Origin of the sequence: Streptomyces sp. NPDC085900, assembly GCF_044540925.1 — a bacterium.
Taxonomy (GTDB): domain Bacteria; phylum Actinomycetota; class Actinomycetes; order Streptomycetales; family Streptomycetaceae; genus Streptomyces; species Streptomyces gilvifuscus.
On the sequence record NZ_JBITSP010000003.1, the window covers coordinates 891488 to 912991 of the forward strand.

Genomic DNA, 21504 nt, shown 5'->3' on the forward strand with positions numbered 1-21504 from the left:
CGGGCCGACTCCTTCGTCACCGGGCCGACTTGCGGGCGCGTTCCGCGAGTCGGCCCATGCGCGTGCGGGCCGACTCCAGGCGCTCGATCTCGTCGGCGGCCGGGCCGCCCTCGGCGGCGAGCATGCTCCACAGGCCGATCAGGTCGCGTCCCAGGGCGAGGCCCTGCTCCGGGTCCCGCACGGCGCGCCAGGCGGACGCCGCGCTCTGGATGTTCCCGTACGCCCCCTCCGCGTCCCCCAGGCCGCGGTGGACGCGGGCGAGGTCGAGCGAGAGCCGGAGGGCACGGACCGGCTCGCCCGCCAGGTAGGCGATGTACGCGGCCAGTTCGCGCAGCTTCAACACCTCCGGGTGCTCCAGTCCGAGCACCGCCGACGCCTCTCCCACCACCTTCGTGACCAGTTGGTCCGCCTCCGCGATCCGCCCCGACCGCACGGCCTCGTTGACCCGGCCCATCGGCTCCAGGAGGAATCCGGGCGCGGTCGGCGGCTCGTCCCCGAGCACGGCTTCGGCCACGGCGTCGAAGCCTCGGGCGGGGGTGGGGTTGGCCTTGGGGGCCGGCTCGGGGTCGAGGCGCGGGAGGAGGGGCGTCACGGACGAACGGGGGGTGCCGGCAACGCGGGAGGCACCGGAAGCGGGCTGGTGGGGGGCGGGTGCGGGGCCGGCTTCCGGGGAGGAGGACCGGGTGGGTTCGGCGGCAGGCGCCGGAGCGAACACGGATGCCGGCGCGGGAGCGTCCGTAGCGTCGTCCTCGGGTTCGTCGCTGTCGGCCGGCGAAGGCCAGGTGACCGTGTCCGCGCCCGGCGCGGGGCGCGGCGGAACCGCGTCCATCGGCGGGGGCGGTCCGAACACTCCCGTCGGCGGCGCGACCGTGCCGGGTGCCCGCTCGGTCACCGCTCGCATCGCGAACGTCGGTGCCGGAACGGCGGCGGACTCCGCGACGGCCCGCAGCGGAAAGGTGGGCGCGTGCTGCCCGAGCGGCTGCGGCTCGGACACCGCCCGCAGCGCGAAGGTCGGCACGCCCTCCCGCGCCGCTTCCGCCTCCTGTCGCACCAAGCCGACGGGGGCGTCCTGCGCACCCCGCGGAGCCTGCACCGGCGCGGCGGACGGGAGACCGGAGCCGGCCGGCGGCACGGCGGGAACGGCCGGGGGCGAGGTCACAGGCGCCGGGGGCGAGGTCACAGGCGCCGGGGGCGAGGTCACAGGCGCCGGGGGCGAGGGCGAGGTCACAGGTGCCGGTGCCGGGGTCGGGGAGCCGGTGAGGTGGCTGGAGCCGTCGGGGTCCACCTGGAGGGGTACGACGCAGCCGAGGCGTTCGTCGTGGATCGTGGCCCGGGCCGGGTGGCCGGTGGCGAGGGCGACGCGCTGGAGATGGCCGAGGACGGCCTGCTGGACGTCCTCGCCGTCGGCGACCGTGAGCGGCACACCGCCGATCGTCGCCGCTGCCGCGCCCGTTCCCTCGGCGGGGATGTGCACGTCGATCGGCGCAGCCGCCAGGGCCGAGGGCGCCGGGCCCTGCTGTTCCCGCTTCGTGTCGCGGCTGGGTCGAGACATGTGTGCCCTCACTCGAACGAGCCGGCGAACCGGCGGTCAGCGCGTCACGATCGGGTCGACACGCTCCAGGTGGAGTCTCTCCGCCCACCCACGGTTCTCATGTCACCACGACGTCACAGCATCGTTCCAGTGGCCCGGCCTCGGCACTTCCCCCATCATCGATGCATGCGCATATAATGCAGGTGCTTCTAATTGCTCAACGCCTGCCTTCCGTATCGCGTCGATTCCCTGGGGGACCCATGACCGGCCGCCGTTTCCTCTTCGTCCTGGGCAGCAGCCGTGCCGACGGCAACACCGAACTGCTCGCCAGGAAGGCCGCCGAACAGCTGCCCGCGGACGTCGAGCAGCGGTGGATCAGCCTGGCCGACCACCCGCTGCCCGACTTCGTGGACCAGCGTCGCGACAGCGACCATGTGCGCCCGCCCGCCGGCAGCGCTGCGGCGCTCCTCCTGGACGCCACGCTGGCGGCCACCGACCTCGTGATCGCCTCACCGCTGTACTGGTACTCGGTGTCCGGCCTCACCAAGCGCTACCTGGACTACTGGTCCGGCTGGCTGCGCACCCCCGGCATCGACTTCAAGGCGACCATGGCGGGCCGCACCCTCTGGGGTGTCGCCGCCCTCGCCCACCAGGAGGCCGTGGTCGCCGACCCGCTGATCGGCACCCTCAACAACTCGGCCGCCTACATGGGGATGCGCTTCGGCGGAGTTCTGCTCGGCAACGGCAGCGGGCGCGGCGACGTGCTGAACGACACGGACGCCCTCGCCCGCGCCAAGACCTTCTTCGCCCGGGAGGCCCCGCTCGCACGCTTCCCTTACGAGGGCTGACGGCCGGGGCGGCTAGGCCGTGATGTCCTTCGCCGTGAACCGCGCCCAGGCCGCCGACCCGAACACCGCGGCGTACAGGGCCTGGAGGCCGAGGTTCTTCGTCAGGTCGTCCCAGTAGACGGGGTCGCGCATCAGGTCGGCGAAGGACAGCCAGTAGTGGGAGAAGAAGTACGGCTGGAGGGCGTGGAGCTGCGGTATCTGGTCGAGGATCTGCACGGTGATCAGCAGGCCGACCGTGGTCGCCATCGCCGCGATGCCGCTGTTCGTGAGCGTGGAGACGAACAGGCCCAGGGCCGCGACCCCCATGAGGGACGCGGCGACGACAAGGGCGATCATCAGGGCCCGGCCCAGACCGTCGGCGAAGCTGATCTGGGTACCGGAGATCGTCGTCAGGTCGCCCAGCGGGAAGAGGACGGCGCCGACGGTCAGGGCCGAGACGGCGACCACGAGGGTGGCCACGAGGCAGAACGCCATGACCGTCGCGTACTTGGTCAGCAGCAGGCGGGTGCGGCCGGCCGGGGCCACCAGGAGGTAGCGCAGGGTGCCGGAGTTCGCCTCGCCGGCGATGGCGTCGCCCGCGACCACGCCGATGGCCATCGGCAGGAAGAACGGGAGTGTCGCGGCCAGCGCGGTGAAGACCAGGAACAGGCCGTTGTTGGTGATCTGCGAGATGAACGCCGGGCCGCCGCCCTCACCGGGGCCGGCCGAGGAGCCGTCACCGGTCTCGATCTTGACCGCGATGCCGACGAGGATCGGCACGGCCGCGAGTACGGCGAGCAGGGCGAGGGTGCGCCAGCGGCGGAAGGTGGTGAGCAGTTCGCTGCGCAGGAGCCCGAAGGTCCACAGCGGGCTCACCGCGCGGACCTCCCCGGCCCGCGGCGCGGCCTCACCCGGCGAGGCGACCTCAGCCCGCGACATCGAATCCCTCCCCCGTCAGCGCCACGAACGCGTCCTCCAGGGAGGCCCGTTCCACTCCGAAGCCGCGGACCCGCACGCCCGCCTTCACCAGCGCGGCGTTCACCTCGGCGAGATCCTTGTCCGGCGGCTCGGCCGTCACCCGGTCGTCTGACGCCACGACATCACCGGCGCCCTGTTCCTTCAGCACCCGCGCCGCCTCCCCGGTGTCCGGTGTGGTGACGGTGAGCCGGCCGCGCGCGCCCGCCGCCAGGTCGGCCACCGCACCCTGGGTGATCAGCCGGCCCTGCGCCATCACGGCCGCGTGGGTGCACACCTGCTCGATCTCGTCCAGCAGGTGGGAGGAGAGGAAGACGGTGGTGCCGTCCGACGCCAACTCCCGGATCAGGGAGCGGATTTCCCGCATGCCTTGGGGGTCGAGGCCGTTGGTCGGCTCGTCCAGCACCAGCAGCCTGCGCGGTTGCAGCAGGGCCGCGGCGAGGCCCAGCCGCTGCTTCATGCCCAGCGAGTACGCCTTGGCCTTCTTGCCGGCCGCCGCCGTCAGCCCCACCCGGTCCAGCGCCGCCGCGACGCGGGTTCGCCGGGTGCGCGGGTCGGCGGTCGGGTCGGCGGCGTCGTAGCGCAGGAGGTTGTCGCGGCCGGAGAGGAAGCCGTACAGGGCGGGGCCCTCGATGAGGGTGCCGACGTGCGGGAGCACGGCACGTGAGGCTCTGGGCATGGGGCGTCCGAGGACGCACGCCGAGCCCGACGTCGGCTCGATCAGGCCCATCAGCATGCGGATGGTGGTGGTCTTGCCCGAGCCGTTCGGACCGAGGAAGCCGAAGACGCTGCCCGCCGGGACCGTCAGGTCGAGGCCGTCCACGGCGAGCTGTCCGCCGCGGTAGCGCTTGGTGAGCGCCTGGGTGGCGATGACGCTGTCACCCGGGGCACCCTGCTTCGGCTCCGGGGCGGACGGTTCGTCCATCGGCTCCCTCGATTCGTGCTCGTGGACCGGTCTTTCCCCGATCAGCCCGCGTTCGCCGCCTTCACCAGCGCGCCCTTGTCGACCGCGCCGACGTAGACCTTGCCGTCGTCGGTGATCAGTGCGTTGATCAGGCGGGTCTTGAAGACCGTGCCCGAGCCGAACTTTCCGGTGACCTTGTCGCCGAGCGAGTCGAGGAACCCGCCGAACTGGCCGCCCACCTCGGAGCCGGACGGGACGCCCTTGCCGCCGGTGTCGAAGGTGGCGATGGAGTCCCAGCCCTTGCCGATGACGTTCATCCCGTCGGGGCCCTTGCCGAGGTCCTTGCCGGGCGCGCCGTTCCTGCCGTCGCCCTTGGGGGCGCCGTCGTCGTGGCTCTTGTCCTCGGTGACCTTCGCGCCCTTGGGCGTCTTGAAGTCGAAGGTCGAGGCGGCGGGCTTGGCGAAGCTGATCTGTGTGAAGCCGGCGTCGATCACGGCCGCGCCGCCGCTCGCCGGAGTCAGCGTGAACTTCAGCGGCAGACCGGTCTTGGAGTCGACGGCGACGGTGATCTGACCGACCGTCGAACCGGCGTCCTTGGGCTTGATGACCAGCCGGTACGCGTCCCGGCCCGCGACCTGCGCGGTGCCCTGGACGGAGACGGAGGTGGTGTCGTCGACCGCCTTGAGGGCGTCCTTGGCGAGCTGGTCCGGGGTCGCGGGCGCCTGCTCCTGCTTCTTCCGCGCGCCGGCGCTGTCGTGGGCGGTGGAGTGGTAGACCGAGTTCGACCGGCTGTCGTAGCCCCAGACGTCCTTGCCGTTGTGGATGAGGCTGTATTCGGCCGCGTTCTCCAGCAGGGACAGTTTCTGCCGGTCCGGGCCGTCGGCCGCGACGCGCACGGTGTGCGTGCCGGTGGCGAGTTCGGTGAGCTTGGCGGAGGGGTCGGCGGACGACCCGTCACCGGACCCGCGGGCCGCACCGGAGGTCAGGCTGGACTCCAGTCCGCCGAGGTCGGGCAGACCGAGGTCGGTGCTGATCTTCACCGTGCCGGACATCTGCTGCACGTCCGACTTGGCGATCTTCTCGATGAGCTGCTGTGCGCTGATCTTCGGCAGGTTCGGGTCGCCCGAGTCCGCGAGTGCGGGGACGAGCCCGATGGTCGCAGCGGCCACCCCCACCACCGCGACCGGGACGACGTACCGAGCGGCCTTGCGCCGTCCGGCGCGCAGGTCGTCGGTCTCGTCGGCGCTCGTGCTGTCGTCGGATTCGTACGGTGCCATCTGTGCGCTACCTCCGTCGTCGGCGGCGGCTTCCAACTCCCGTGCATCCACCCCGTAGCCGCCATTCTCACCCGAATCGGTGAGGAGTGGTGTTTTCCGTGGTTTCCAGTTGACCAAATCGGCCGGGAGGAAGCGTCAGACCCCGGAGGCAACTGTGTGTACTCCTGGGGTATGACACGAGCGGGCGGTGCCCTCCCCCGACCCGTAGGGGTCGTGGCGCGGGAGGGCACCGCCCGGACGCGGCCGGCGTCGGCCTCGTGTCGGCTCTCCGGGAACTTCCGCGTCAGCCCTGCAGGAAGACGTAGTCCGCCCGGTACGGCACGCCCACGACGGTGCCGGGTTCGCAGGAACCGGTCGGGGCGACTCCGCCGACGGTGTTGAGCCGCAGGATCTCCGTGGTGCCGGCGAGCAGGCCTCGGTGGCTGCCGGACGGGGTGGCCTTCAGGTCGAGTTCGGGGATGTTGCCGTCCCCGTTCGGGGTCCTGGACAGGACGGATCCGGTGACGGCGCTGCCGTCGGGCGCGACCCACTGGGGCGTACCGGAGTTGGGTGCGACGAAGGTGTGGTGGATGCCGCCGCCGAGCAGGGCGTTGACGTCCCGTTGGGCGTAGGCGTAGCCGCCGGCGTCGGTGGGCTTGCACTCGTAGATCTGCCGGCCCTTGATCACCGAGGCGCGGAAGTTGTCGAGGGCGTCCCGGAAGTCGAAGGCGGCGACGGTGAGTTCGTGGAGGCGGCCGCGGACGGCTCCGCCGGGGAACTCGGCGGTGTGCAGATTGGCGTAGAACGAACCGGGGTCGTTCTTCAGCGCGTCGAGCAGCGCCGGGTCCTCGACCTTGACGGTGCCGGTGACGCTGTGCCGCCTGCTGTGCTTCAGCAGGCCGCTGAAGTCGATCCTGACGTCGCCGTTGGTGCCCTTGGCGCCCTGGTGGATGTGGAGGGCGGTCGGCCTGCCGGTGCCGCGCCAGGTGACGGCGACGGACACCCGGTCACCGTCGATCTTGATGAACTCCAGAGCGGCGCCGTCCTTGTCCCCGACGGCCGGGCCGCCCGGCACGGGCACCTCGTTGGCGCCGCGCAGACTGGTGGCGAGGAGGGTCACCCCCGTGCCGGTGCCGTCGTCGCCTCCGGCGGCGGAGGCTGGGGTCGCCGCGGCGGCGACACCACCGAGGGCGGCCACCGTGACAGCCGTCGTGATCAGGCTCTTGCCGCGCTTCGAGAACGTCGCGTGAACGCGCATGATTCTGTTTTCTCCCCGCAGACCGGCCGACACCGCCTGCGCCGGCCTTCTGGCCATGCGTACGGCGGGATCACGAGCAGGGCTCAGCTCACCCATATGACGTACGTCACACCGAATTGCCCCGATGGCGGGATCCCCAGGGGCAACGGGAGGAAATCAGCTCATTCCGGGACGGAATCAACCCGCCCGATGCACCACGGCGTCGCACATCTCCATGAGCGCCACCTTGGCGTCGCACTCCTTCAGCGGAGCCAGCGCCGACCGGGCGTCCTCCGCGTACCGCACGGTGTCCCGGCGCGCCTGCTCCAGCGCGGGGTGCGCCCGCAGCCCGGCCAGTGCCTCCGCGTGCCGCGCGTCGTCGCTCAGGTCGGAGTCCAGCAGCTCGCACAGCGCGAGGTCCTCGGCCAGCCCGAGCCGCTGCGCCCGCTCGCGCAGCCGCAGCACCGGCAGCGTCGGGATGCCCTCGCGCAGGTCCGTGCCGGGCGTCTTGCCGGACTCGTGCGAGTCGGAGGCGATGTCCAGGACGTCGTCGGCGAGCTGGAAGGCGACGCCCAGCCGCTCCCCGTACTGGGTCAGCACGTCCACGACCGTCTCGTCGGCGCCCGACATCATCGCGCCGAACCGGCACGACACGGCCACCAGCGACCCCGTCTTGCCGCTGAGCACGTCCAGGTAGTGCTCGACCGGGTCCCGGCCGTCCTGCGGCCCCGCCGTCTCCAGGATCTGCCCGGTGACCAGCCGCTCGAACGCCTCGGCCTGCACCCGCACCGCCTCCGGGCCGAGGTCGGCCAGGATGTGGGAGGCGCGCGCGAACAGGAAGTCGCCGGTCAGGACCGCCACCGAGTTGCCCCAGCGGGTGTTCGCGCTGTCGACCCCGCGGCGCACGGCCGCCTCGTCCATGACGTCGTCGTGGTAGAGCGTCGCGAGGTGGGTCAGCTCCACGACCACGGCCGACGGCACCACGCCGGGCGCATACGGGTCACCGAACTGGGCGGCGAGCATCACCAGCAGCGGGCGGAAGCGCTTTCCACCCGCTCGCACCAGGTGCTGGGCGGCCTCCGTGATGAAGGGGACCTCGCTCTTGGTGGCTTCGAGCAGGCCCTCCTCGACAGCCACCAATCCGGCCTGGACATCGGCTTCCAGAGCCTGGTCCCGCACGCTCAGCCCGAACGGCCCGACGACGGTCACGAGGGGTCTCCTGTCTGCTGGTGTCTACTGGCTGGTTACGCGGTTTGTCGATAGGTCGCTGCCATCACTCAAGTCAGCGTATCCGGTCGCCTTTCGATCACCCATGCCGCCCGCCCGTCCAGCAGGGGCGGTATGGGATCACGCCCGGTATGTTTCTGATCACCTCATAACAATGCATTTTTACTGACTTGCTCTGCGGGGGGCGATTCCCCTTTCGACGCGCCCGGGCCGTGACGGCATGGACATGGCGGCCGCTCCCGGGGACTCAAGGGGTTACGGGGGTTCCGGCGCACGACCCCGGGCGACACACGCAAAGGCATCACCCGGAGCGAGGGCCCCCGAGGGCGAGCGAACTCCCACGGGCCGCCCATTGACTATGAGTTGGGCCCATTGCCCGATTTGACGCGCTTGTCGACACCCGTGACTTGGCTCACTCGACGCCAAGATCCACATTCCGGGCGATTTCGGCCGATCCACCTTCCCGGAAAAGCGAGTTGAGGCTTGGCAAGCGCAAAGGATCAAGCACCCCAAAGCCCCCACACCGAGGTCAAGCGGCCCGATGTGTGACTCCGCCGCTTGTTCCGGACATGTGCTGTCGCATACGTTCCCGCCTTGCCGGGCGGACGCCTAATCCTGCCGCCGCCCGTTCTCCACCATCGACCAACTCACGCACGGCAGGAGCGGGGGAACCAGGTAAGCCGCCGGACGGGCGTCCCAGGACGCCCTCACCGGCTTGGGGTGAAGTCGTGTCGTCGTACGGCGGCGCGGCCGGGCAGCTCCCGCCCGAACCCGACAGCTCACCTCGCAGGCGACGGAGAGGAAACCCGCCATGCCCGCAACCGCTCGCCACCGCCTCACCAAGCGATCCCGCCTCGTCCGCAAGCTCGCCGTCATCGGAACGGGCGCCGCCGTTCTCGCCCTTCCGGTCGTCGGCGCGACCAGCGCCTCCGCGGCGACCGACAGCGTCGTCACCGCGTCGTCGCTCGGCTACAGCAACAACCTCGACGGCTGGATCCGGGCGTCCCTGCAGGTCATGGCCCAGCACGGCATCCCCGGCACGTACGACGGCATCTACCGCAACGTCATGCGCGAGTCCTCGGGCAACCCCTACGCCATCAACAACTGGGACTCCAACGCCCTGGCCGGCACCCCCTCCAAGGGCCTGCTGCAGGTGATCGACCCGACGTTCGCCGCCTACCACGTCGCGGGCACGGCGTACGACCCCTACGACCCGGTCGCCAACATCACCGCCGCCTGCAACTACGCGTACCAGCGCTACGGCTCCATCGACAACGTCTACGGCGCCTACTAGGCCGGCGAGGCGAAGGACCGTCAGGTCCTAGACCCGCGCGAACAACCGCTCGAGGACGACGGCAATGCCGTCGTCCTCGTTCGACAGGGTGACCTCGTCGGCCACCGCCTTCAGCTCGGGATGGGCGTTGGCCATGGCGATGCCCCGGGCGGCCCAGTCGAACATCGGGATGTCGTTGGGCATGTCGCCGAACGCGAGCGTCTCCCCCGGGCCCAGGCCGAGGTGTTCGGCGGCCAGCGCGAGGCCCGTCGCCTTGGTGATGCCGCATGGCTGGAGTTCGACGGTCCCGGGTCCCGACATGGTGACGGTGGCCAGGGAACCGACCACCGACCGCGCCGTCGCCGCCAACTCGTCGTCGGACAGGTAGGGATGGCGCAGCAGCACCTTGCTGATCGGCTCGCACCACAGGTCGTCGCGCCGGTCGACGCGTACGGCGGGCAGGGTCGGGTGCGGCATCAGGTACCCGGGCTCGATGAGCGTGAGCCCGTCGACGCCGTCCTGGTCGACGGCCGCGTACACCTGGCCCACCTCGGCCTCGATCTTGCCGAGGGCCGTCTCGGCCAGCTCCCGGTCCAGCGTGACGGACCACAGCAGACGGTCCGCGCCGGCGTCGTACACCTGCGCGCCCTGCCCGCACACCGCGAGCCCCGTGCTGCCCAGATCGTCCAGGAGCGGCCGCACTCTGGGGGCCGGGCGGCCGGTCACCACGAGGTGCCGGGCCCCGGACTCCGCCACGCGCGCGAGGGCGGCGAGGGACCGGTCGGACAGCGTGTCGTCGCCTCGCAGAAGGGTGCCGTCCAGGTCGGTGGCGATGAGTGCATATGCGGTGGGTGCGGCCATGATCAGAGAATACGGACAGGACGCACCGCCGACTCATCGCGAACCGGACGACCGCCCCGTTCACCGGCGTCACTCGGTCAACTCCCGTACCGGTTCCTGCCCTTGATCACGGCCCGTGGCCCTGGACCGTGGGGCCCGGCACTCGCCGGACCCCTTCGGCCGCGTCCGTCAGGGTCTCAACCGTGCGCCGCCGCAAGGTGCTTGGCGAGCCTCGGTGAGGCGAACTCCGTGCCGCACACGAACCGCATCACCGGCCCGTACGAGGCCGCGGCGGGCAGACCGGTGAAGTACAGGCCCGGCACCGAGGACACGTATCCGGCGCCCAGCCTGGGCGTGCCGCGGCTGACGGCGAGGCGGGTGCGCAGCTCGTGGCCGAGGAAGTCCATGGCCGCGATGTCCACCCGGTAGCCGGTCGCCGCGATGACGTGGTCGGCCGACAGCTTGTCCGTGCGGCTGTCGAGCGTGCGGACCGTCAGCGTCGGGCTGCCACCGTCGGCTTCCGTGCGCACGATCCGCTCGACCTCGCTGACCTGGACCTTGCCCTCGAAGCGGTCGCGCAGCCACCAGGCGCCGAGCGGGCCGAGGACGCGGCGGACCAGGTAGTGGCGGGTCCGGGCGGGCAGATAGCGGTAGGGCTGCGGGTAGTAGCTGAACGCCCACAGGGACCAGGCGCGGCCGAAGGGCGACTCGGGGCGCAGCCTCGGCTGCTTCCAGGGCGGCGCGCCGAAGTCGACCTTGCCGTGCCCGCGGGAGACCACCCGTACCTGCGCGCCCGCCTCGGCCGCCAGCGCCGCCGTCTCCAGCGCGGACTGGCCGGCGCCGACGACGATCAGGTCCTTGCCCGAGTAGCGCGTGAGGTCGTGGTGCTGGGAGCTGTGGGAGACCGGGCCGGTGGGGGCGGGGCCGTCCGCGGCGGCCGTGGTGAGTTCCGCGGGCAGGCGCGCGAGGCCGGACAGCCCGGTCGCCACGACGACCGCGCGGGCGGTGAACAACTCGCCCGAGTCCAGCTTCAGTTCGAAGCCGCCTCCGTCGCGCCGGTCCACCGAGACCACCCGCACCCGCTCCAGCTCGGGCACCAGTTTCTGCTGGAACCACTCGCCGTAGGCGATGAAGGTCTCGACGGGGATGATGTCCTCGTCCGTCACCAGCCGCTTGATGCCGGCGGCGTCGCAGTAGTCGGCCAGGGTGTGGCCCTGCTGCGGGGCGTCGAGGCTGGAGGCGGCCGGCGTCGACTTCAGGAGCATTCCGGCGGGCATGTGGTCGCGCCAGCTGACCATGGGCTCGCCGAACACACGCACCGGGATGCCCCGGGCGCGCAGATGGGCGGCGGTCGACAGGCCGAAGGGCCCGGCGCCGATGACTGCAACCGGTTGAGTCACGAAGTCCCTCCCCAGGACGTTCACTTTCGTCACTTCGTGTCCGGTTCGGACAGCCGGCGTACCTGGCTAGCTGCTCGAACTGGTTTTGCCGCCGCGGCGGTTGGTCCGCCACAGCTGATACAGGTGCTTCGCGCCCGGCCGCACGAAGCGCGCGAGCATCGTGACGAACGGCAGCGGGTCGTCACCCGCGAGCCAGGCCAGCTCCGTCCCGCTCGCGCGCGCCGGTGCGTGCGGCGTCGTATAGCCGCTGCGGCGGTAGGCGAGCAGGGCGGGCAGGTCGATGTTCTCCACGATGTACCGGTGGCCGGCCCGCTGTTCCCCCTCCGGGACGGGGCGTCCGGTCAGATCGAGATGCATGGCGCGTACGACGTCCACCGCCGACTCGTTCTCGAAGAGCCGGAACTGGGCGCCCATGCGGGGGTTGAAGTCGAGGAGCTTGTACTGTCCGTCGCGCCGGTCGAAGCGCAGGTCGAGGTCGATGACGCCGCTGAAGCCGATCTGTTTGATGAAACGCGCGGCGATGTCGGCGAGTTCCGGGTTGTCGACGACGTACGCGTTCGCCGTCATGCCCGCGTGCGGGGGCCAGGAGCGGACCTTCACGCCCGTGAACATGGCGAGCGGTGTGGAGTTCCGGTCGAAGTAGGCGTGCACGATCCAGTCCTCGGCGTCCTCCCTGGGCAGGTACTCCTGCAGGATCACGCCGGGGCGCTCGCCCCAGTCGCGGGCCAGCCGCAACAGGCCCTCGCGGGTGGCGATCCTCGTCGTGCCGTTGACCGCCGGCCGGGTGCGCCGCAGGAACGCCTCCCGGTTCTTGGCCACCACCGGGAAGCGGGCCTTCTCGGCGAAGGCGACGATGTCGTCGTAGGACTGCGGGAACGCGGTCGTCGGGCTGGCGATGCCGTGTTCCACGCACAGTTCGTGCAGGCCCTGTTTGCTGGCGAGACGGCGCGGCAGGGCCGGGTCCACGCGCGGGAAGAGGAAGCGGCCCGCGAGCACGTCCTGGTGTTCCGCGATCAGGACGGCGGCCTCCTCGTCGGTGGGGACGAGGACGGCGGGGCGGCCGATGCGGCGCCCGATCCGCAGCAGGCCTTCGACCAGGTGTGCGGGGTCCTCCGTGCCGGTGGTCGGCCAGACGAAGGACTTCTTCAGATAGCGGGAGGAGGCGGCGGGCGTGTAGGGGTCCTCGGTGATCGCGTACATGGGCACGCCGAGGCGCCCCAGGCTGCGGATCGCGCCCACTCCGCCGTGGTGCAGCGGGTAGTCGCCGAACTTGACGATCAGGCCCGGCACGGCGCGGTCGGCCTCGAAAGGCACACTGCTCGTGCTCCTGGCCACGGGTCCCCCCACGTGTCCCCCCTACGGACCGGACCCACCCCGTCCGTGTCCCCCAAAGGACGCTAAGCCGGAATTGGGGCCTCCGACAAGGCCAATTCGGACATTGCAAACTCTTTAGACACTGCCCAGGCAGGCGACTCGGCCGTAACGTGTGGCGCGACCGCACGTCGGTGTGCGGTTCTTGGCTCGTGACACAGGTGAGAGTGAGGCAGCACCCCATGCCCCCCTTCGATGTCCCCGAGGGCGACCCCTTCGGCCCGCACAACCTCCCCTACGGCGTGTTCTCGCTCGCGGCCGGCGGCGAGCGGACCGTCGGCGTCCGGCTCGGCGACCATGTCCTGGACGCGGGTGCGGCGGCCCGGGCGCTCGGCTCGCCGTACGCGCCCCTGCTCGCGCAACCGACCCTGAACACGCTCCTGTCCGCCGGGCGCACCACCTGGTCGGACGTACGTCGTGCGCTGACCGCGTGGGTGACGGTGCACCGGGAGACGATCGCCGAGCACTTCCACCCGCTGTCGTCGGTGACGCTCCACCTTCCCTTCGAGGTCGCCGACTACGTCGACTTCTACTCCTCCGAGCATCACGCGCGGAACGTCGGCCAGATCTTCCGCCCGGACGCGGCGGACTCGCTGACGCCGAACTGGAAGCACCTGCCGATCGGCTACCACGGACGGTCGGGGACGGTGGTCGTCTCGGGCACCGATGTCGTACGGCCCTCCGGCCAGCGGAAGGCTCCGGGGGACGCGGAGCCGGTCTTCGGGCCGTCGGTCCGCCTCGACATCGAGGCGGAGGTGGGTTTCGTCGTGGGCGTGCCCTCCGCCATGGGAACGTCCGTGGGGCTCGCGGAGTTTCCCGAGCACGTCTTCGGGCTGTGCCTGCTCAACGACTGGTCGGCGCGGGACATCCAGGCCTGGGAGTACGTCCCCCTCGGACCCTTCCTCGGCAAGTCGTTCGCCACGTCGGTGTCGGCGTGGATCACGCCCCTGGACGCCCTCGACCACGCGCGCGTGGCACCGCCGCAGCGCACGCACGCGTTGCTGCCGTACCTCGACGACACCGGCTCCTCCGGTACGGCGGTGGAGCCCGGCGGATACGACCTGCGGATCTCCGTCGCCGTCAACGGGCACGTCGTCTCCGAGCCGCCCTTCTCCACCATGTACTGGACGGCCGCCCAGCAGCTGGCCCAGATGACGGTCAACGGCGCCTCGCTGCGCACCGGCGACCTGTACGGCTCGGGCACGGTCAGCGGCCCGGAGCCCGGACAGCGCGGGTCGCTGCTGGAGCTGACCTGGAACGGGCGGGACCCGCTGGAACTTCCGGAGGGCAAGCGGACGTTCCTGGAGGACGGGGACGTGGTGACGCTCTCGGCGTGGGCGCCGGGGCCGGGCGGGGTCCGGGTGGGGCTCGGCGAGGTCTCGGGGCGGATCGTCGCGGGGTGAGCGGGAGTTGGGGGCGGGAAGCCGGTCGGTGGTCGTTGCCGCGTGACCGGGGATGCACGTGACGTAGTGGGTCTTCCGCGTCTCCTGACTCCCGCCCCCTTCGCCGTCATACTGGCGGCGGGCGACTCGTGCGCCGGGCTCACCGGACAGTCGGGCCCTGCGCCGGCCGCCCCGCCCTCGCCCCTTTCCTCCGAACAGGAACCGGAGCCCGCGGCATGACCTACTGCCTGCTCCTGCTGACCGTCGTCGCGCTGACGGCCGCCGTGCCGGTCCCGCGCGCCCTGGTGCGGGCGGATTGGCCCGAGCGGGAGCCCGTCGTCGCGCTGTGGGTGTGGCAGTGCCTGGTCGCCACGGTCCTGCTGTGCTGCCTGACGGCGCTGACGCTGGGCGCGGCCGCCGTGTTCGGCACGGTGCGCGCCCAGCTCTTCGCGCCCGCGCCGCCGGCGGTGACCGCGGCGTACGACCTGTCCGCCGCGCCCGTCTGGGCCGCCGCCCTCACCCTGCTGCTGGCCTGCGGGGCCGCCTGGAGCACCGCGATGCTCGCCCGCGAGTTCGTGGAGGCGCGGCGGCGGCGCGGGGTGACCCGGGCGCATCTGCGCGAGCGGGCGCCGGAGCTGCCCGCCGGGCTGGAGGCGGTGGCGCGCGGTCCGCTGCTGGTGCTGGAGGACGAGTATCCGGACGCCTGGTGGATGCCGGGCCACCCGGCGCAGCTGGTCGTCACGACGGGCGCCCTGCACCGGCTCACCGACCACCAGTTGGACGCCGTACTGACGCACGAGCAGGACCACGCGCGCGCCCACCACGACTGGCTGCTGCATCTGTCGACGGCTCTGGCCACGGGATTTCCCCGGGTGCCGTTGTTCGCCCACTTCTGCGACCAGACGCACCGGCTGGTCGAGCTGGCCGCCGATGACACGGCGTCACGGCGGTGCGGGCACCTGACGACCGCGCTGGCGCTGATCGAGCTGAACCAGCACCGGGGTGTGCTGTCCTGCTCCTCCAGCCACCGTCTGCTCGGCGAGCGCGTGGACCGGCTGCTGCAGCCGCCGCGCAGGCTGGGCCGCCGGCACCGGGCGCTCACGGCGACCGTCGCCGCGCTGGTGCCGTTGCTGCCGCTGCTGATCGTGTTCGGTCCCGGGCTGACGGCGCTGGCCTGACCCCCGTCGGGGCGCCGCCGCCCCGGAACGTCCGGAGTTGCGTCGGCCCGCGCCGAGAGTGGCCCCGGACGTCCTGTCCTCCCCTACATCCAGTCGTCCGGCTCCGGCTCCTCCTCCATCTCGGGCCAGTCGTCCTCGGTGCTCGCACCGGTGTCCGCCGCGGGCACCGCGCCGGGCGCCCCGTCGAGCGAGGCCAGCACCGCCAGCACCCCCTCGCCGTACGTCACCAGCTTCTTCTCGCCGACGCCGCTGATGCCGCCCAGCTGCTGCACGGAGGTCGGCCAGGCCATGGCGATCTCCCGGAGCGTGGCGTCGTGGAAGATGACGTACGCCGGGACGCCCTGTTCCCTGGCCTGCTCGGCGCGCCAGGCGCGCAGTGCCTCGAAGGCCGGCTGGAGCGCCTCGGGCAGCTCGGCCGCGGCGGCCTTGGCCTTGGAGCCCTTCGCGGAGGACGCCGACCGTGAGGTCACCGGCTTCTTCGGCTCCTTGCGCAGCGGCACCTCCCGCTCGCGCCGCAGCACCGAGCCGCTCGCCTCGGTGAGCACCAGCGTGCCGTAGTCACCCTCGACCGCGAGCAGCCCCTGCGCGAGCAACTGCCGTACGACGCCTCGCCATTCGCCCTCGGTGAGGTCCTCGCCGATGCCGAACACGGAGAGCTGGTCGTGGTCGAACTGGATGACCTTGGCCGTGCGCCTGCCCATGAGGATGTCGACGATCTGCACCGCGCCGAACTTCTGGCCCCGCTCCCGCTGCAGCCGCACCACCGTGGACAGCACCTTCTGCGCGGCGACAGTGCCGTCCCACGTCTCGGGCGGGGTGAGGCAGGTGTCGCAGTTGCCGCAGTCCGCCGCGTCCGGGTCCTGTCCGAAGTACGCGAGGAGCTGGCCGCGCCGGCACCGGGCGCTCTCGCACAGCGCCAGCATCGCGTCCAGGTGGGCGGCGGCCCGGCGGCGGAACGCCTCGTCGCCCTCCGACGACTGGATCAGCTTGCGCTGCTGGATGACGTCGTTGAGGCCGTAGGCCATCCATGCGGTGGAGGGCAGGCCGTCGCGTCCGGCGCGGCCCGTCTCCTGGTAGTAGCCCTCGACCGACTTGGGCAGGTCGAGGTGGGCGACGAAGCGGACGTCCGGCTTGTCGATGCCCATTCCGAAGGCGATGGTCGCGACCACGACCAGGCCTTCCTCGCGCAGGAACCGGGACTGGTGCGCCGCGCGGGTGCCCGCGTCCAGGCCCGCGTGGTAGGGCACCGCCTCGATGCCGTTGCGGGTCAGGAACTCCGCCGTCGCCTCCACCGACTTACGGGAGAGGCAGTACACGATGCCCGCGTCGCCCGCGTGCTCCTCGCGCAGGAACGCCAGCAGCTGCTTCTTCGGGTCGGCCTTCGGCACGATCCGGTACTGGATGTTGGGCCGGTCGAAGCTGGCCACGAAGTGCCGGGCGGTCGGCATGTGCAGCCGCTGGGTGAGCTCCTCGTGCGTGGCGCGGGTGGCCGTCGCCGTGAGCGCGACGCGCGGTACGTCCGGCCAGCGCTCGCCGAGCAGGGACAGGGCGAGATAGTCCGGGCGGAAGTCGTGGCCCCACTGGGAGACGCAGTGGGCCTCGTCGATCGCGAAGAGGGCGATCTTGCCGCGGGAGAGCAGGTCCAGGGTGGAGTCCAGCCGCAGCCGCTCCGGGGCGAGATAGAGCAGATCCAGCTCGCCGGCCAGGAACTCGGCCTCGACCACCCGCCGCTCGTCGAAGTCCTGCGTGGAGTTCATGAACCCGGCGCGCACGCCGAGCGCCCGGAGCGCGTCGACCTGGTCCTGCATCAGCGCGATGAGCGGGGAGACCACTATTCCCGTGCCGGGTCTGACCAGGGACGGAATCTGGTAGCACAGCGACTTGCCGCCGCCGGTGGGCATGAGGACGACGGCGTCCCCGCCCGCCACCACGTGCTCGATGACCGCTTCCTGCTCGCCGCGGAAGCTGTCGTACCCGAAGACGCGGTGGAGCGTGGCCAGTGCCTCGCTGTCGCCGTGTGCCACAGGCGTGTGTGCCTCGGTCGTCACAACCGTCCCGCCCATCCCGTGCATCGCTCGTCCCCCGTGCGTCGTCCCTCGACCACTGCCTCCACGATAGGGGCCCGGACTGACAGCGTCGGAGTTGTCCACAGGCTGTTCCGACGGACTCCGCCGTCAGCCCGATGGCTCCCGTCGCATGGCGTGCTCCAGGCGGCCGGGTCAAGCTGCTCGGACGGACGGGGGTGGTCCGCCCGCCCGTCCTCGAGCGCAAGGAGCACCGCGATGTCCACTCGGCGCTACAAGGCCGCCCTCGCCGTGGCGACGGCCGCTGTCCTCTCGCTGGTGGCCGTGCCCGCCCAGGCCGACCCCGACCCCTCCGTATGGACCGATCTCGTCGACACCTACAACGCGACGGCCCAGTACGCCTACGAGGAACTTGCCAAGGGCAGCGCCTTCGCCCCCTTGGGCGGGTGCTACGCCACCAGCGCGGGGGGCGTGGGCTACCACTACGTCAACAAGGCGAACGTCGGCTCACTCGATCCGGCCAGACCGGCGGCGCTGGTGTACGCGGACAAGGCCGACGACGACCACGTGGACAGGGACGGGATCGGCCACGACCGCAAGCTGGTCGCGGTGGAGTGGATCGTCAAGGACACGGGGCAGGCCGCGCCGACCCTGTTCGGCCAGCCCTTCCAGTACAACCCGCGTTCCCGTAGCTTCACGCTCCGCGCGTGGCTCTACCAGCCCAACGTCAACGGACTCTTCGCGGCGTACAACCCCGACGTCGCGTGTCCGACCACGTGATCCGGCACGCGCGAAGGCCCCGGCTCCCTTTCCGGGAACCGGGGCCCGCCGTGACGCGGTGCGCGGGTCAGCGCACGAAGACGCTCGCCTGGCTCGCCAGGTCCAGGAAGTACTGCGGCGCCACACCGAGCACCAGCGTGACCACCACGCCGAGCCCGATCGCGGTCATCGTCAGCGGCGACGGCACGGCGACCGTCGGGCCCTCCGGCCTGGGCTCGCTGAAGAACATCAGCACGATCACGCGGATGTAGAAGAAGGCCGCCACCGCGGACGAGATCACACCGATCACGACCAGCGGGGCCGCCCCGCCCTCCGCCGCCGCCTTGAACACGGCGAACTTACCGGCGAAGCCGGAGGTCAGCGGGATGCCGGCGAAGGCCAGCAGGAACACCGCGAACACGGCCGCCACCAGCGGCGAACGACGGCCGAGCCCCGCCCACTTGGACAGGTGCGTCGCCTCGCCGCCCGCGTCGCGCACCAGCGTGACCACCGCGAACGCGCCGATCGTCACGAAGGAGTACGCGCCCAGGTAGAAGAGGACGGACGACACGCCGTCCTTCGACGTGGCGATGACGCCCGCGAGGATGAATCCGGCGTGCGCGATCGACGAGTACGCCAGCAGCCGCTTGATGTCGGTCTGGGTGATCGCGACGATCGCACCGCCCAGCATGGTGACGACCGCGACGGCCCACATGACCGGCCGCCAGTCCCAGCGCATGCCCGGCAGGACGACGTACAGCAGCCGCAGCAGCGCACCGAACGCCGCCACCTTCGTCGCCGCCGCCATGAACCCGGTCACCGGGGTCGGGGCGCCCTGGTAGACGTCCGGCGTCCACATGTGGAACGGGACGGCGCCGACCTTGAACAGCAGGCCCATCAGGATCATCGCGCCGCCGATCAGCAGCAGCGCGTCGTTGCCCATGGTGTCCGCGAGCGCCGGGTCGACGTTCGTGACGGTGCCGTCGACGACCTGCGCGATCCGCGCGTACGACACCGAGCCCGCGTAGCCGTAGAGCATGGCGATGCCGAACAGGGTGAACGCGGAGGCGAACGCGCCGAGCAGGAAGTACTTGACCGCGGCCTCCTGCGACATGAGCCGCTTGCGGCGGGCCAGGGCGCACAGCAGGTAGAGCGGGAGGGAGAAGACCTCCAGGGCCACGAACAGGGTCAGCAGGTCGTTGGCCGACGGGAAGACCAGCATTCCGGAGATCGCGAACAGCAGCAGCGGGAACACCTCGGTGGTGGTGAACCCGGCCTTCACGGCCTTCTTCTCGCTGTCGCTGCCCGGCACGGAGGCGGCCTGCGCGGCGAAGGAGTCGACCCGGTTGCCGTGCGCCGCCGGGTCCAGGCGCCGCTCGGCGAAGGTGAACAGGGCGACCAGTCCGGACAGCAGGATCGTGCCCTGCAGGAACAGGGACGGCCCGTCGACCGCGATCGCGCCCATCGCCGCGATGTGCGCCTTGGTGGTGCCGTATCCGTCCGACGCGAGCGCGACGACCGCGGCGAAGGCGGCGACGAGCGCGACGAGGGACACGAACACCTGGGCGTAGTAACGGGACTTGCGCGGGACGAACGCCTCGACCAGCACCCCGACGATCGCGGCGCCCACGACGATCAGGGTGGGCGACAACTGCGCGTATTCGATCTTCGGCGCGTTGATCTTCGAAATCGGTTCGGCTGCGGTCGCCGCCGTTGTCCACAGGCTGTGGACGGCCGCTGTGCTCACTTGGCCACCGCCTCCACCTCAGGCTTGGGGTCCGTCTTGTGTACATCGGACAGGGTCGACTTCACGGCCGGGTTGACGATGTCCGTCACCGGCTTCGGGTAGACGCCCAGGAAGATCAACAGGACGATCAGCGGGGCGACCACGAGGAGCTCGCGCACCCTGAGGTCGGGCATCGCGGAGACCTCCGGCTTCACCGGGCCCGTCATCGTCCGCTGGTAGAGGACGAGGGCGTACAGCGCGGCGAGGACGATGCCGAAGGTGCCGATGATGCCGATCGCCGGGTAGCGCGTGAACGTGCCGACCAGGACCAGGAACTCACTCACGAACGGCGCCAGTCCCGGCAGGGAGAGCGTGGCCAGCGTGCCGATCAGGAACGTGCCGGCGAGCACCGGAGCGACCTTCTGCACACCGCCGTAGTCGGCGATGAGCCGCGAGCCGCGCCGCGAGATCAGGAACCCGGCGAGCAGCATCCACGCGGCCGTGGAGATCCCGTGATTGACCATGTAGAGCGTCGCGCCGGACTGGCCCTGGCTGGTCATCGCGAAGATGCCCATGATGATGAAGCCGAAGTGCGAGATCGACGCGTACGCCACCAGGCGCTTGATGTCCCGCTGGCCGACCGCGAGCAGCGCGCCGTAGACGATGCTGATGAGCGCCAGGACGAGGATCGCCGGCGTCGCCCACTTGCTGGCCTCCGGGAACAGCTGGAGGCAGAAGCGGAGCATCGCGAAGGTGCCCACCTTGTCGACGACCGCGGTGATGAGGACGGCGACCGGGGCGGTGGACTCCTGCATGGCGTTGGGCAGCCAGGTGTGCAGCGGCCACAGCGGCGCCTTCACCGCGAAGGCGAAGAAGAAGCCGAGGAACAGCCAGCGCTCGGTGCTCGTCGCCATGTGCAGCGAGCCGTTGGCGCGGGCCTGCGCGATCTCCTGGAGGCTGAAGTTCCCGGCGACCACGTACAGGCCGATCACCGCGGCCAGCATGATGAGTCCGCCGACCAGGTTGTACAGGAGGAACTTCACCGCCGCGTACGACCGCTGCGTGGACGCCGCCTCCTCGCCGTGCTCGTGGGCACGGTCCCCGAAGCCGCCGATGAGGAAGTACATCGGGATCAGCATGGCTTCGAAGAAGATGTAGAAGAGGAAGACGTCGGTCGCCTCGAAGGAGATGATCACCATCGCCTCGACGGCCAGGATCAGGGCGAAGAAGCCCTGCGTCGGCCGCCAGCGGCGGCTGCCGGTCTCCAGCGGGTCCGCGTCGTGCCAGCCCGCGAGGATGATGAACGGGATCAGCAGGGCGGTCAGCGCGACCAGCGCCACCGCGATGCCGTCCACGCCCAGTTCGTAGCGGACTCCGAAGTCCGCGATCCAGGCGTGCGATTCGGTCAGTTGGTAGCGGCCGCCGCCCGGGTCGAAGCGGACCAGGACGGTGATCGCGAGGGCGAGCGTGGCGAGCGAGACGAGCAGTGCCAGCCATTTCGCGGCGGTGCGCTGCGCGGCCGGCACGGCGGCCGTGGCGACCGCCCCGATCGCGGGGAGCACCGCCGTCGCTGTCAGCAGAGGAAAGGACATCG

17 protein-coding genes and 1 riboswitch are annotated in these 21504 nt (G+C 71.3%); of the genes, 5 read left to right on the forward strand and 12 right to left on the reverse strand.

Annotation, left to right across the window (positions count from 1 at the left end; all coding sequences use genetic code 11):
- Positions 1–16: 16 nt before the first annotated feature.
- Positions 17–1552 (reverse strand): tetratricopeptide repeat protein, encoded by a 1536-nt coding sequence (locus ACIGDI_RS13585; RefSeq protein WP_399894929.1) that lies wholly within the window; start codon positions 1550–1552, stop codon positions 17–19.
- Between the two features lie 239 nt (positions 1553–1791).
- Between ACIGDI_RS13585 and ACIGDI_RS13590 the strand changes: the two genes are divergently transcribed.
- On the forward strand, positions 1792–2379 hold the full coding sequence (locus ACIGDI_RS13590; protein WP_399894932.1) for a flavodoxin family protein: 588 nt from the start codon (positions 1792–1794) through the stop codon (positions 2377–2379).
- 12 nt (positions 2380–2391) lie between these two features.
- Here the strand turns inward: ACIGDI_RS13590 and ACIGDI_RS13595 are convergent, their stop codons facing one another.
- From ACIGDI_RS13595 to ACIGDI_RS13615, 5 genes are all read right to left on the reverse strand, one after another.
- A complete protein-coding gene (locus ACIGDI_RS13595) occupies positions 2392–3297 on the reverse strand; it encodes an ABC transporter permease (RefSeq protein WP_399894935.1) in 906 nt (301 codons plus the stop codon).
- Positions 3284–4258 (reverse strand): ABC transporter ATP-binding protein, encoded by a 975-nt coding sequence (locus ACIGDI_RS13600; RefSeq protein ID WP_399894938.1) that lies wholly within the window; start codon positions 4256–4258, stop codon positions 3284–3286. The genes ACIGDI_RS13595 and ACIGDI_RS13600 overlap by 14 nt, the downstream gene beginning before the upstream one ends.
- A gap of 41 nt (positions 4259–4299) precedes the next feature.
- Positions 4300–5514, reverse strand: coding sequence for an outer membrane lipoprotein carrier protein LolA (locus ACIGDI_RS13605; protein WP_399894941.1), 1215 nt, complete (start codon positions 5512–5514; stop codon positions 4300–4302).
- A 283-nt stretch (positions 5515–5797) separates the two neighbouring features.
- On the reverse strand, positions 5798–6751 hold the full coding sequence (locus tag ACIGDI_RS13610; protein ID WP_399894944.1) for a CHRD domain-containing protein: 954 nt from the start codon (positions 6749–6751) through the stop codon (positions 5798–5800).
- Between the two features lie 177 nt (positions 6752–6928).
- Entirely contained in the window at positions 6929–7939 is a 1011-nt protein-coding gene (locus tag ACIGDI_RS13615; RefSeq protein WP_200705085.1) for a polyprenyl synthetase family protein, read from the reverse strand.
- Between the two features lie 647 nt (positions 7940–8586).
- A riboswitch (cyclic di-AMP (ydaO/yuaA leader) is annotated at positions 8587–8763 on the forward strand.
- 5 nt (positions 8764–8768) lie between these two features.
- Here ACIGDI_RS13615 and ACIGDI_RS13620 point away from each other — a divergent pair.
- Positions 8769–9251, forward strand: coding sequence for a transglycosylase SLT domain-containing protein (locus ACIGDI_RS13620; protein ID WP_200705086.1), 483 nt, complete (start codon positions 8769–8771; stop codon positions 9249–9251).
- A gap of 27 nt (positions 9252–9278) precedes the next feature.
- Here ACIGDI_RS13620 and ACIGDI_RS13625 read toward each other — a convergent pair whose 3' ends face one another.
- From ACIGDI_RS13625 to ACIGDI_RS13635, 3 genes are all read right to left on the reverse strand, one after another.
- Positions 9279–10091 (reverse strand): HAD family hydrolase, encoded by an 813-nt coding sequence (locus tag ACIGDI_RS13625; RefSeq protein WP_399894949.1) that lies wholly within the window; start codon positions 10089–10091, stop codon positions 9279–9281.
- A gap of 176 nt (positions 10092–10267) precedes the next feature.
- Entirely contained in the window at positions 10268–11470 is a 1203-nt protein-coding gene (locus ACIGDI_RS13630) for an FAD-dependent oxidoreductase (protein WP_399894952.1), read from the reverse strand.
- A gap of 66 nt (positions 11471–11536) precedes the next feature.
- A complete protein-coding gene (locus ACIGDI_RS13635; protein ID WP_399894955.1) occupies positions 11537–12784 on the reverse strand; it encodes an ATP-grasp domain-containing protein in 1248 nt (415 codons plus the stop codon).
- Positions 12785–13023: 239 nt separating this feature from the next.
- Here ACIGDI_RS13635 and fahA point away from each other — a divergent pair, with 239 nt between their 5' ends.
- Both fahA and ACIGDI_RS13645 read left to right on the forward strand, forming a co-directional pair.
- The gene (fahA, locus tag ACIGDI_RS13640; protein WP_399894958.1) at positions 13024–14244 is read left to right on the forward strand and encodes a fumarylacetoacetase; all 1221 of its coding nucleotides are present in this window, start codon (positions 13024–13026) and stop codon (positions 14242–14244) included.
- A gap of 215 nt (positions 14245–14459) precedes the next feature.
- Positions 14460–15401, forward strand: a complete 942-nt coding sequence (locus ACIGDI_RS13645) for a M56 family metallopeptidase (protein WP_272175225.1) — start codon at positions 14460–14462, stop codon at positions 15399–15401.
- An 83-nt stretch (positions 15402–15484) separates the two neighbouring features.
- Here the strand turns inward: ACIGDI_RS13645 and recQ are convergent, their stop codons facing one another.
- Positions 15485–17464 carry a DNA helicase RecQ gene (recQ, locus tag ACIGDI_RS13650; RefSeq protein WP_399894963.1) on the reverse strand — a complete coding sequence of 660 codons (1980 nt, stop codon included), beginning with the start codon at positions 17462–17464 and terminating at the stop codon, positions 15485–15487.
- 219 nt (positions 17465–17683) lie between these two features.
- On the opposite strand from recQ, the gene ACIGDI_RS13655 reads away from it, so the two are divergent.
- Positions 17684–18205, forward strand: coding sequence for a hypothetical protein (locus tag ACIGDI_RS13655; RefSeq protein ID WP_399894966.1), 522 nt, complete (start codon positions 17684–17686; stop codon positions 18203–18205).
- Between the two features lie 67 nt (positions 18206–18272).
- Here ACIGDI_RS13655 and nuoN read toward each other — a convergent pair whose 3' ends face one another.
- Both nuoN and ACIGDI_RS13665 read right to left on the reverse strand, forming a co-directional pair.
- Entirely contained in the window at positions 18273–19931 is a 1659-nt protein-coding gene (gene nuoN / locus ACIGDI_RS13660) for an NADH-quinone oxidoreductase subunit NuoN (RefSeq protein ID WP_399894969.1), read from the reverse strand.
- Complete coding sequence (locus ACIGDI_RS13665; protein ID WP_399894972.1) at positions 19928–21502, reverse strand: NADH-quinone oxidoreductase subunit M; 1575 nt, start codon at positions 21500–21502, stop codon at positions 19928–19930. Before ACIGDI_RS13665 ends, nuoN begins: the two co-directional genes overlap by 4 nt.
- Positions 21503–21504 lie beyond the last annotated feature (2 nt).